The organism is Ruegeria sp. ABM4_193 (genome assembly GCF_056158705.1).
In genome coordinates this window covers 841,053-853,408 of record NZ_JBSWTT010000003.1, presented here as the reverse complement: position 1 = coordinate 853,408, position 12,356 = coordinate 841,053, and the positions used below count along the sequence as shown (strand labels likewise).

The window sequence follows — 12,356 nt, the reverse complement described above, 5'->3', positions numbered from 1 at the left end:
AGCATGCAACGTAAAGGCATTATTCTTGCCGGAGGGTCCGGCACCCGGCTTTATCCGATCACCATGGCGGTTTCCAAGCAACTGCTGCCGATCTACGACAAGCCGATGATTTTTTACCCTCTGAGTGTTCTGATGCTCGCGCAAATCCGCGAGATTGCGATCATCACGACACCTCAGGATCAGGATCAGTTCCAACGCATGTTGGGCGATGGCAGCCAGTACGGGTTGTCTATCACCTGGATTGTCCAGCCATCCCCTGACGGTCTGGCACAGGCATATACTCTGGCCGAGGACTTTCTGGCCGGCGCCCCATCTGCCCTGATTTTGGGCGACAACATATTCTATGGTCACGGTCTGCCGAGTATTCTTATGCAAGCAGACCAGTTAAAGCATGGCGGGACTGTTTTCGCGTATCGCGTGGCCGATCCCGAACGCTATGGGGTGGTGGATTTTGAAGGCACCAAAGCTCGCGCGATCATCGAAAAACCCGAAGTTCCACCATCAAACTATGCGGTGACAGGGCTTTATTTTCTCGACGGGGATGCTCCGGCACGGGCGCACGAAGTTCAGCCTTCAGAACGTGGTGAACTGGAGATTACATCGTTGCTGGAGATGTACCTGCAAGAAGGTTTGCTGGATGTGCAGACCATGGGGCGTGGCTTTGCCTGGCTGGATACCGGCACGCACGGCTCTTTGCTGGACGCGGGCAACTTTGTTCGAACCATCGAAGCACGTCAGGGAATGCAGACCGGGAGCCTCGACGAAATAGCCTGGGCCAATGGCTGGATTGACGATGCAGCATTGGAAGAACGTGCGCGACTGTTCGCCAAATCCACCTATGGAGCATATCTTAAGAAGTTGCTCGACTAGAAAGGAAACCCCAACGCGCCGTGAAAGAGCCAAAGCTACAGGCTTGGGTGATTGCGCGTTGGATTGCCTGTCTGGTGCAAGCAATTAGAGAGACTTATCTCCAAAGGACAAACGTATTGTCGCGGCGAATTTTCACACTGGTGGAGACTTAAAGGGGGTCGGATGAACGTTCCGACTCTGCCATACTCCACGTAAAAATGCTCTTTGCTTTGAACGCTTTCTGGCCGAAAACAGGACGACCGGGGACAGCATCTGCAAAAGAGCAGAGGAAAGCGCCCGAGTGAAGGCAAAAGGAACCTTGTGTTTCCGGGCCGCGTAAACTCTGGACTGCCCCATAAACACTCCCTTCAACCCGGCAACCGCAGCGCTGCTGGGCGAAGATGTGCCCTGAACATGCGTCACCTGCGCGTCGTGAATGTAATACAAGGGTCCACAAACCGCTTTGAGCCGAAGGCTTAAGTCATCGTCTTCGTGGTACAGGAAAATTTCCGGATCAAACCCGCCAACGGCCTCAAAAGCAGAACGGCGAACCAACAACGCTGCACCAAGAAGAACTGGAAGTTCCAGATCACCTTCAGCTTTTTTCGAACGCAGCGTTTCACTGCGTGGTGTAATCACGCTGGACCGGCGGAAACTTGGTTTTCCGGATTTGCTCAGGATCCTTGGGTTAAAGGCCGATGCGGAAGGGTAACGATCCGCGCCCGCCTGCATCGCTTCCAGCGCGCCGGGCATTAGCTTCGAATCCGGATTCAAAAACAAAAGAAGATCGGTCTGCGCGTGTTCAGCACCCAAATTGCAGGCCGAACCAAACCCCTTGTTTTCTTTGTTTCTGAGCAGAATTGCCCCGTGCATTTCGGCCAGTTCTTGTACCGCTTCAACATCATCCGAAGCATTATCCACCAATATCGTGGGTACGCCATCCGGAATGGAGTTCAGCATTTCAGGCAAAACACCGCTGCTGTTAAAGCAAACACTTATTATCGTGATCTGTGACAAACGCGCCTGCTGCATTATTTCCAACGTGGCTATAGTTCGTGATCTTAAACACTAGCCCGGTCAACCCCAATTCGGTAAAGTCACCTTTTTGGCCGCTATCTGTAGTACATAAAACTGCTGTATTTACACAGAAAACACGCAAAGTAGTTGAGCTAAAAAACCGTTGGATTTCTGGCTTTTGTCCATCTATTTTGTGCATGTCCTGAAGCTAACTTCATCGTCATGTGCGAATGCGCACTCCAGTCTCAAAATATCCATGGCACCGAAGGCGCCATCCCAAATCGGTCTCAAGCGTCGCCGACCCGCTTATCCGGACCCGTCGTTGTCAAAGTGTCGCTTGCGTCGCACCGTCACGTTGAAACTGTTGGCGATATTGCGCGCAGATAATCAATTGGTGCCTGTAATGCTCTAGCGCAGACATTGTTGTTTCTGAATATCTGTGCGAAAGTGTTGGAGTTTCTTCAAGGACGATCTGGATGTTCCAAGCTGAGACCGACAATTACTTTGAGAATTTGGGATTGCCGAATAAAGCCAAACGATATAGCAGCCACATTCTAAATTGATATCTGCGTCACGGAAGTATTGTTGTGAGCGAAAAACACACCTACGAATACGATATTGACATAAACAGCGATGTGGCACCAGCACGTGTATTGCGCATGGTGAAACCAGGATCAAGGGTTCTCGAAATTGGGGCCGGGCCGGGTTCGATCACGCGACACCTATCCAATACTTTGGAATGTGATGTTGTAGCGCTTGAAATTGACCCCACCGCAATCGAAAAATTGAAACCATTTGCTAGATCTGTCTACTCGATGGATTTAAACGATGTCGCTTGGAGCAACGCCGTGCGCGAAAAGGACGGTCTATTTGACTACGTGATTGCGGCAGATGTTCTTGAGCATGTTTACGATCCTTGGTCTGTCTTGTCGGGAATGAAATCGTTACTCAATGACAGTGGATCCGTGATCCTTTCACTGCCGCATGTGGGCCATGCAGCGGTTGCTGCTTGCCTAGTAGACGAAGACTTTGAGTACCGCGATTGGGGCCTACTGGACCGGACACATATTCGATTTTTCGGAATAAAGAACGTACAACACCTACTTTCATCGCAAGGCTTGAGCATTGAGCAGGCCGAGTTTGTGGTCCGAAGCCCGGAAATGACCGAGTTCAACCATCGTTGGAAACGCCTGCCGCATGACGTGCAGACCGCACTACAGCGAAACCGTTTTTCTCACGTATTTCAGGTGGTCACCCGATCAGTTCCAAAAGCGCGCGCGGAAAACGATATTTACCTCATGGCTATGACGGTTGAGAACCCAGATTCGGCGGTAAAGAAAGCCTGGGAAAAAATCATGACAAAGCTCCCTGTGTCCGAAGGCAGTGACGTACGCTCTACCATTGACGATGTCGACTCGGGACTTGGTGCAGGAAATGCGCCCGGCCCTATCTTTGTCGCAAAAAAGGCGTCACTAGCTCGGCGATTGGGGTTGAAGAAGAAATGACCTCTAAAACCGTTGATCGTGAATTCGAAAACATCCGCACCATTGCTTTCTACTTACCGCAGTTTCATCCAATTCCAGAGAATGATCAGTGGTGGGGCAAAGGCTTCACGGAATGGACGAACGTAACGAAGGCGAAACCGCTTTTTTCCGGGCACTACCAACCGCACTTCCCAAGCGATCTGGGCTACTATGATCTACGGGTGCGTGAGACGCGTCACGAGCAAATCGAAATGGCCAAAGCCAACGGGATTGATGGGTTCTGCTATCACTACTATTGGTTTTCGGGCAAACGCCTGCTTGAACGTCCTGTCGATGACATGCTGGTGGACCCGGAAAGCGACATGCCCTTTTGCCTGTGTTGGGCAAACGAAAACTGGACTCGCCGTTGGGACGCCGCGGAACACGAGATTCTCATCGCGCAAAAATACCAAACCGGGGACGACTTAGAGTTTATCAAGTCGATTGAACCCTACTTTCGCGATCCACGTTATATCACGATAGACGGTGCTCCGATCCTGATCGTTTATCGCCCTCAACACCTAAAAAATGCGCGCAAATCTGTACAGGTGTGGCGTGAGTATTGCGCGTCTGTTGGGATTCCTAAAATTCACCTGACATGTGCGCTGACTCACCGAAATTGGGATTACGCCTCGTTCGGATTTGATTCCGGTGTTGAGTTTCCTCCACATGGAGTTGATGTACCCAACCTGTCGGCAGAGGTTGATTTGCACCAAAATTTCCAAGGGTTGTGCGTCGACTTCTCTGCGTTAGCCGAGCAGTATCTTGGCTACAAATACGGACCAGATTACAACGTTTACCGGTCGGTTTTTCCGTCTTGGGACAATACAGCCCGGCGCAAGGAAAACGCGATGGTTGTGTTGAACGGTACTCCTGAAAACTACGAATATTGGTTGTCACGCGCGTTGCGGCAAACCGCTCAGGACTTCCCCAACCAGGAACGTTTGGTTTTTGTAAACGCATGGAACGAATGGGCGGAAGGGTGTCACCTGGAGCCTGATCGTGAGTACGGGCATGCGTTTTTGGAAGCCACACAGGCAGCGCTTCATGGATCAAAGCTGACACACTGGTCTCATGTGGGCGTTCCGGAAAAGTCGCGCCGCAGCAAAACCACCAAAGGATCCGCGAAACCCGTTCCCTACGGCGCAAATAAATCCTTGCCGAAACGGGCGTTTCGTCTTTTGCGTGATACAGTCAGCGGTCGGTTGCTCAAAGACTGGTTGGCGGAGGTCCGAACAAAGTAAGTCATGCAAGAGAAAAAACATTGAAAATCAACGACTGTGCGCGAGTTTCTAAGAAGGTCTCAATCGGATTAATCCGAAGAGTTTAAGGCGGTCTTATTCACAGACGGCCCAAGGTGCCTTAGTACGAGAATACCCATGCCCATCAAAGATACCCTGCTATTCTATCTGCTTTCTGCGGCGTCTAAACTCAGCCCTCCGCTTTCGTCACGCACGGCCCGGCGATTTCGCAACTCGGCGAAGAAAAGAGATCCCAAACGAACAACTGGGCACAACCAGCAGCTTGACCGACAAGGATTTGACGGTTCAGGTCGAGCTGATGAGTTTGTTCCATTCGATCCACAGCCAAAGCCCGAACTTGCTGTGCGGGCAATCGCGCATTACCTGCCCCAGTTCCATCCCTTCAAAGAAAATGACGAATGGTGGGGCAAAGGTTTCACGGAATGGTCCAACGTTGGGAAGGCAGTCCCGAACTTTCCGGGTCACTACCAGCCGCATTGCCCAATTCATTTGGGATATTACGACCTGCGAGTGCCTGAGGTCATGGTCGAACAGGCCCGAATAGCGAAAGCATACGGGATCGCTGGCTTTTCATATTATTATTATTGGTTTGCCGGGAAGACTCTGATGGAAGACCCGTTAGAGCAAATGTTGAGCAACCCTGAAGTTGACATTCCCTTCTGTTTGACTTGGGCCAACGAGAACTGGACCCGGCGTTGGGACGGGCGTGAGCATGACGTACTGATTGGGCAAAAGCACTCCATAGAAGATTCCGTGAACCTTCTTCGGCATATCCGCAAGTATATTGAGGATCCAAGATATATCAGGATAGACGGAAAGCCCGTGTTCGTTGTGTATCGGGCGAACATTATTCCGGACATCCAGGAAACAACAAAAGCCTGGCGGCAAGAAGCGCAAAGTTGGGGTGAAAACGACCTTTATCTCGTCGCCGCGCAGACCTTTGATATCGGAAACCCCGAGGACTTAGGCTTTGATGCGGCTATGGAGTTCCCTCCACATCAGGTTAAACGCACTGACATCACAGATGAAATGGGCGTTTACAATCCTGAGTTTACCGGTGCCATTTTAGATTATGACGCTGTAGTGGACGCCGAGCTTTCCAAGAGCGAACCGGAATATAAGCTGTTCCGGTCTTCCACCCTTTCGTGGGACAACACTGCCCGAAACCAGGACGCACCGCGCATAATGGGCAAGTTCTCGATTGAAGCGTACAAACGCTGGACGGCCCACTTGGGCAATCAAGTTCTGGCGCAAGAGAAATACATCGCCGACGAAAAGATCGTTTTTATAAATGCTTGGAATGAATGGGCAGAAGGAACGCACCTTGAGCCCGATCGGAAGTACGGGTTTGCATATCTCCAAGCGACGCATGACGCATTGCCTAAAAAGCACCAATAATGTCGAACCTCCTTGGGCCAAAAAACCAATTCACGACTCGCTTACCCCGGGATTCAAAGCCTGTTGGTGTCAGCCGACTTGGCGGCAGAAGCGTCCTTATCTTGCAACTCGTTGCCTCGGCTCCGATTTCACGCGGCTTCTAGATTGCCCAGCAATATAGACGTCATATCCACTTCAATTACTCCATCTACCGCAGTGACATTGGTGCCCGTCTCGTAGTCGACGTTGTCTTTAGTGATGCCGGACAGATCGGAATCTTCGTCCAGGAATACCCATTGCAGATCGGGTGCCGAAGGCTGCCCAACGACCACCTGAAGGATTTCAAGCGCGTCCAGAGCGTTGACATTACCATCTTGGTTAACGTCAGCAGCAATGAGATCCTCAGCCGTAGCAGGCCCCCAAGTTGGGTCTAAACCTACGGAAATGCGCAGAACCTGCAAGGCATCCAACGCATCGATTTCGTTGCTGGCCGTGGAATAATATTTTGTAACGTCTAAAGAGCCGGAATAGGTGCCATCCGGCAAATCCAGATCAAAATTTCCCTGCTCATCAGCCGTCGTCGTAACTGTGCCTCCGCCGTCAGGAGTAAACCTAATCTCGGCGTCGCTCAGACCGGGGTTCGACGTTTCGCTGTCTACCGTTATTTGTCCTGCCACCCCGTCAGAGCTGTCCGGTGTCAAACCGCCGAAATTGCCGAAATCTACCGGGATGTGATCCGGGCCCTCGAAACCCGCACCGAAAATATCAGTGCCTGATAGTGGTCCGCCGGAGGCTGAATGCACCTCCACCACTTCCCCCCGGTATTCGATTCGAGCACCATTTGCGGTACTGGTAACAGTCAACTGCTGCGGTGAACGCAATAGCAGGTAGTCAAACATGTCCAAACGATCCATACCGGGTTGGAAATCCGAAATGGTCGTCACGCCACTGCCGGACTGCATCACAAATATGTCTGACCCAGCACCACCCGACATGGTGGTTGCCCCTGCGCCTGCGATCAAAATATCATCCCCACCCCCGCCAATTAGGGTCGTATCCAGAATACTACCGCTGAGAATATCGTCTGATGCAGTCCCGGTTACAGTAGCAAAACCCGTTTTTACACTGCCCAAATCGTCAACAGGAACTGTCAGAACCGTCACTCCGGCCTCTTGCTGGGATGTAACGAGAATTTGCAGATCTTCCCCTACATGCGCAACGCTGAGCGTTTCTACATTTTGCAACCCGCTTGCTAATGTGTCCGCAAAGCTGTCGAGGTAAACCAGCTGGCCCTGAGGTGTCAAAGCGAAAAGGCTAACGCCGTCGTCACCTCCTCCGGCAACCACAAATGCACGCCCGTTGACCTCTACAACTGCGAGGTCCTGTACCGATTCAAATCTGGTGTCGCGCGTATCCAGCACATGGTTCGTGGCTTTCAGACTCCCGTCATGATTCATCTGAAGTACGCTCAGTGAGTTGCTGCCCGAACCAGCAATAACCACCCAGGATTTTCCATAAGCCTCGACCGTCTCGACAGCAGTAGGCGTCGAAATGCCAAGCGTGCCCAAAGCAGAACTGTTGTCTATTTCGGTCAGCAGCCCGGTGCCCTCGTCAATCTGGTGTGTCGATACAGTGTCGGTCGCTGCATCACTTGTAACCAGGAATTGGCCCGACCCTGCACGCACCACCTGCATAGCATCTGCTTCACCCGCGATCAGACCCGCAAGATTGAGCGACCCGTCTGTGCCGACATGATACGTCCCGATCTGGCCTGTATCATCATGCGCCAAAACGACAAGTTCCGATGAACCAATGGAAACTTGAACAATTGCGCCGATGTTCCCTCCGCCGCTCAACGTGCCCGTTTCCTGTAGGGTTCCAATGGTTCCGTTTGAGTTCAAGTCGTATCCAACCAGCCCAGTGGCTGTGTTCACGTCCAACACAAGTTGGCTCGTTCCCGAAAAATCCACCGGCGTGCCACTGCGCCCCACCAGAAATGTGATTGAGCCGCCGTAGTATTCTGTATCGACCAGCTGTGGCATCGCGCCATCGACCAATCGCCAAACTGCAACCCCACCGCCCGGACCGGCGACGGTGTAGAGATACGTGATCCCGTTAAACGTTTTTAAAGCCGTATCGCCGATACCTGAATCGAGCGCCGTGCTCCCCGTTGCAACCACGCTTTCGAATTGAAGTCTCATAGCCATCACCTCCTGAGCCAACCCTGGCAATGGCAACAGACTGGCAAAGAACGCAGACCGAAACGAAAGCGGGAATGTGGTGAAAGCGTGAAGTTCGGTTTCAGTTTAACTCAATTTTTTTGGGTCCGATCGCAGCAGTAACCAGTGGGTAAGACAGATGAGAAACTCATCAAAGCACATGTCCTTTCCTTTGCGAGCACCAGCGGACACCATAAGTGAGGGCAAGATGACCAAAGCACCCGAGTCCATCATTAAACCGACAGTTAAAAACTCGGCAACGGACCGTAAGCAAAGCATTCGCCAATGGATCGACGGAAAACTCGGTCGCTGGGCAGGTCGTGGTGCGGCTGGTGGACTGTTGTCGACAGTGATGGCGCTGCCCGCCCTGTCGCAAGCATCCATAGAAGAACTCTACGCCTTCCAGTTTGCAGAAACCATCCCGGGTGTCCGCTCGGCGAAACTGATGAAAAACGGCGATGTGCTTCTAAAGCTCGCTGATGGTCGCACAATGGTCGTCGCGGCTGAAAACGTTCAGATTCTGGACAGTGGTGCGATCATGATTGCAGAGGACGTTGTCGCTGAAATCGTTCAATTTAGTGCGGCCGAAGCCGGTGCAGCCGCAGCTGGTGGCATCAGCGGCACGGGGGCGGCCCTCGGCGGGTTGGGCCTGGCCGGAGCGGCCGCTGCAGCAGGCGGCGGCGGAGGTGGTGGCGACGATGATGGTGATAGCGGTGGAAATACAGGAGATGGTGGCGGTGTCGAAAACACGCCCCAACCTGAACCGACCTATACAAACCTCAATCTGGCAGAGCTTCAAACTGCGGCTTTGAACAACGTCAGCACCAATTCTGTCGCGCCTGACGACACATCGACAGTGGAAGTAACTGTCGGATCACTCGTCAAATCCGTAACCCCCGATGCTGACGGCAACTGGAGCCTCTCTCTGACCGCAGCGGAAGCCGCAGCGCTTCCCCAAGGGGTAACTACCGTCTCAGTAAGGCACCTGGACGATGAGGGTGCGGAATTGTCTGTTCAGACAATCCAGTTCGACATCGATACGATCCCACCAACATTGGCGATCACCGGTTTTTCCGACGGAACGGTGCTGAATTCGACGGAACAGGCAACGGATCTGACAGTCTTTGGTTCAACAGATGCCGAAGATGGGCAAACTGTGACCGTTTCACTGAATGGGCAAACCTATGTCGGAACGGTGAGTGGCGGGCAATGGAGTGTCACTGTTCCAGCTTCTGCATTGGCTGCCTTGCCCGACGGGGCAACTGTTTCAGTAACCGCTGACGTGGCTGACTCTGCGGGCAACCCCGCCCCTCAAGCCAGTGGAAGCTTTGATACTGACTTCACAGCGCCAACTATTACGCTGGACCCAGTTGCCGGAGGATCAATCGAGCTAGCCGATATTGCCGGCGATCTGACACTCACAGGCTCTACCACAGCTGCGGACGGTCAACCCGTCAACGTAACTTTCAATGGTCAGGACTTTACAGGCACGGCCTCCGGCGGAAGCTGGAGTGTGACGATCCCCAATGCCGATCTTGGCGGTCTTTCCACCGGCACCCCCGCGACGATCACAGTCGCCGTAGAGGATGCAGCAGGTAATCAAGCGGTTCCGGTCGCCTTGTCCGTCCCGGTGGATCTGACGGGCCCGTCTGTATCCATTTCTCCTCTTTCTGTCGGCGCGGTGTTGAATACTGCAGAAGCCGGGACTGACTTGACGGTTAGTGGAACGACCGGAAACGTTGAGGATGGCCAAAACGTCACCGTCACCTTGGATGGGCAAACTTATAGCGGCACAGTGACAAGTGGCGCATGGTCAGTAACCATACCCGCATCCGATTTGGCGCTTCTTGCAGACGGAAGCAGTTTTTCGGTCACAGCAGATGTTTCTGATGCCAATGGTTTGCCGGCCCCACAGGCAGATGTGTCTGTGTCCACAGACTTTACAGCTCCGACACTGAGCATTGATAGCTATTCAGATGGGGCAGTCATGAGCGCGGCTGAGCAGACAACGGACCTAACTATCTCGGGCACGACAACCGCTGAAGACGGGCAGACCGTAAATTTGAACATGAATGGGCAATCGTACTCAGGTACGGTTTCCGCCGGAGCATGGAGTGTCACGGTGGGCGCCTCGGATCTGACCAGTTTGTCAGATGCAGCCACCGTAACCGTAACAGCCGACGTCTCGGATGCGGCTGGGAATCCTGCGCCGCAGGCCAGCAGCAGTTTTGATACAGATTTCACGCCCCCCAGTTTGACCATTTCGAACGTTTCAGACGGGGCCATTATAAACGCCGCAGAACAGGGAACGGACCTGACGGTGTCAGGCGCTTCTGATGCACCGGACGGAACCGTTGTAAGTGTCAGCCTCGCGCGTAGTGATGGAACCATCGACGTAAGCGGAACAGCAACCGTTACCAGCGGGAATTGGACATATACCGCAACGGGTGCTGAGCTTTCTGCTCTTCAAGATGCCGAGACATACAGCATCAACGCATCAATTGCGGATGCTGCGGGGAACGGGAACATCGCCACCGCAAACTTTGCCACCGACTTCACTGCTCCGGCGATCACACTTGACGCTCTACCCACAGGGCCAGTGTTGGATGTAACGGAACAAGGCGTTGACCTCACGGTCTCGGGCACCACTACGGCCGAGGACGGTCAGACGGTTTCTGTCACGTTTGGGGGGCAGTCTTATACAGGCTCTGTTTCTTCGGGCACCTGGTCGGTCAGCGTACCCTCCAGCGACCTGAGCACCCTGTCAGATGGGACAACATACACGGTTTCTGCAACAGTTGACGATCTCGCGGGAAATAGCTCAGCGACTGCAAGCAGTTCGATCTCAACCGATTTTCGCCCCATCTTGACGATGGACGACGTCGGAGTGAACGACGCCGTGGCGTTGAACGATGCGCAAATGTCGGGCCTGACGGTCACCGGTTCTTCCGTCGGACTGTCCAATGGTCAGACCATAGATGTGACACTGAACGGAAACACCGTTGGATCTACCACAGTGTCCGCCGATGGCTCTTGGTCTTTGGCCATCGCTTCAACTGAATTCTCAGCCATAAATGCAGGAGACAATCTTGTGTTTTCGGCAGATGCTACAGTGTCTGGCGGACCAAATCCGTTGGCAGTTACTGATCAGGCTACGGCCCATGAGCCCGCAGCCTACGTAATCACCGAAGCAGGACGGAGCGGTTCAACCGTTACCTTCGAGGTCTACGCTGATACGGATCGTGACATTTCAAGCGGTCTTGCCATTACGGCAGAACTGGAGTTCGACTCTTCCGTCGTCACGTTTGACAATGGGTCTGCGACAGAAAACAACGCATTTGATCTGTTCCTGGCCAGCCCAGGAACCGGAGATATTATGAATTTTGCCGGCGCGGCGACTATCTTTACCGATCTGTCTCAGCCGCTGGTCACCTTCTCAATGACGGTCCAGGATCCGAACCAACCCATAATTTTGACGCTCAAGACACCAGATGGTGGGCCGTCCACTCTGCAAATAGGAACCATCGGCGATGACAGCCTGACCGCGTCCAACACAGACACGCTGATCCAAGGAGGTGACGGAGATGACACCATCGACGTCTCCGCCTCAGGGCGCGATGTCATAGTCTTCGAAGCGGACCCTGCAAACAACGGATCAGATACCATCACCGGCTTTACGGTCGGCCCAGAATCCGAAGTTTCCGATGCGCTGATGTTCAGCGGATTGGACGCCAGCGCTCTGCGTGGCAACGGTACCGGTTTTGAAATTCTGTCAACTGGCGACGGTATCGGCACAAACACTGGATTTGTTGGGCTTGATACGGTTTTGACTGATCTGAACGCGACCACGATAGAGAACGCTGTGGAAAGCTTGACCGGCGCAGTGGCCGGAGACGAGATATACGTGATGGCCACTGACGGGACAGACAGCATTCTGGTCAAAGTCGACTTTGCGACCTCTGACGATGCTAGCGTTCAAACGGTTGCCTCATTCCAGGGTCTGAACGATCTAAGCACCTTGCACACAGACAACGTTCTGCACACCGACCCAACCGGTGCGTCCGCCTGATCCTAAGTCAGGACGTGGAAGAACCTTCGAAACATCATGA

At 53.1% G+C, this 12,356-nt stretch carries 7 protein-coding genes; 5 read left to right on the top strand and 2 right to left on the bottom strand.

All coding sequences use genetic code 11. The features are described 5' to 3' along the window. The first annotated feature begins 3 nt into the window (after nucleotides 1-3). Nucleotides 4-870, top strand: a complete 867-nt coding sequence (gene rfbA / locus ACXADZ_RS22125; protein ID WP_171094979.1) for a glucose-1-phosphate thymidylyltransferase RfbA — start codon at nucleotides 4-6, stop codon at nucleotides 868-870. A 132-nt stretch (nucleotides 871-1,002) separates the two neighbouring features. On the opposite strand, the gene ACXADZ_RS22120 is transcribed toward rfbA, so the two are convergent. Next, the gene (locus ACXADZ_RS22120; protein WP_475199983.1) at nucleotides 1,003-1,866 is read right to left on the bottom strand and encodes a glycosyltransferase family 2 protein; all 864 of its coding nucleotides are present in this window, start codon (nucleotides 1,864-1,866) and stop codon (nucleotides 1,003-1,005) included. A gap of 587 nt (nucleotides 1,867-2,453) precedes the next feature. On the opposite strand from ACXADZ_RS22120, the gene ACXADZ_RS22115 reads away from it, so the two are divergent. The 3 genes from ACXADZ_RS22115 to ACXADZ_RS22105 all read left to right on the top strand — a co-directional run bounded on the left by ACXADZ_RS22115 (nucleotide 2,454) and on the right by ACXADZ_RS22105 (nucleotide 6,049). Next, a complete protein-coding gene (locus ACXADZ_RS22115) occupies nucleotides 2,454-3,371 on the top strand; it encodes a class I SAM-dependent methyltransferase (RefSeq protein WP_475199981.1) in 918 nt (305 codons plus the stop codon). After that, a complete protein-coding gene (locus tag ACXADZ_RS22110) occupies nucleotides 3,368-4,633 on the top strand; it encodes a glycosyltransferase WbsX family protein (protein ID WP_475199979.1) in 1,266 nt (421 codons plus the stop codon). Before ACXADZ_RS22115 ends, ACXADZ_RS22110 begins: the two co-directional genes overlap by 4 nt. 135 nt (nucleotides 4,634-4,768) lie before the next feature. After that, nucleotides 4,769-6,049, top strand: coding sequence for a glycosyltransferase WbsX family protein (locus ACXADZ_RS22105; RefSeq protein ID WP_475199977.1), 1,281 nt, complete (start codon nucleotides 4,769-4,771; stop codon nucleotides 6,047-6,049). Between the two features lie 128 nt (nucleotides 6,050-6,177). Here ACXADZ_RS22105 and ACXADZ_RS22100 read toward each other — a convergent pair whose 3' ends face one another. Beyond that, nucleotides 6,178-8,229, bottom strand: coding sequence for a dockerin type I domain-containing protein (locus ACXADZ_RS22100; RefSeq protein WP_475199975.1), 2,052 nt, complete (start codon nucleotides 8,227-8,229; stop codon nucleotides 6,178-6,180). A 226-nt stretch (nucleotides 8,230-8,455) separates the two neighbouring features. Here ACXADZ_RS22100 and ACXADZ_RS22095 point away from each other — a divergent pair, with 226 nt between their 5' ends. Then, nucleotides 8,456-12,316: a beta strand repeat-containing protein gene (locus ACXADZ_RS22095; protein ID WP_475199974.1), complete on the top strand. Its 3,861-nt coding sequence runs from the start codon at nucleotides 8,456-8,458 to the stop codon at nucleotides 12,314-12,316. Nucleotides 12,317-12,356 lie beyond the last annotated feature (40 nt).

Coding starts and splice junctions, on each gene's coding strand:
- rfbA (WP_171094979.1), top strand. CDS start 4: ATGCAACGTAAAGGCATTATTCTTGCCGGAGGGTCCGGCACCCGGCTT.
- ACXADZ_RS22110 (WP_475199979.1), top strand. CDS start 3,368: ATGACCTCTAAAACCGTTGATCGTGAATTCGAAAACATCCGCACCATT.
- ACXADZ_RS22105 (WP_475199977.1), top strand. CDS start 4,769: ATGCCCATCAAAGATACCCTGCTATTCTATCTGCTTTCTGCGGCGTCT.
- ACXADZ_RS22100 (WP_475199975.1), bottom strand. CDS start 8,229: ATGAGACTTCAATTCGAAAGCGTGGTTGCAACGGGGAGCACGGCGCTC.
- ACXADZ_RS22095 (WP_475199974.1), top strand. CDS start 8,456: ATGACCAAAGCACCCGAGTCCATCATTAAACCGACAGTTAAAAACTCG.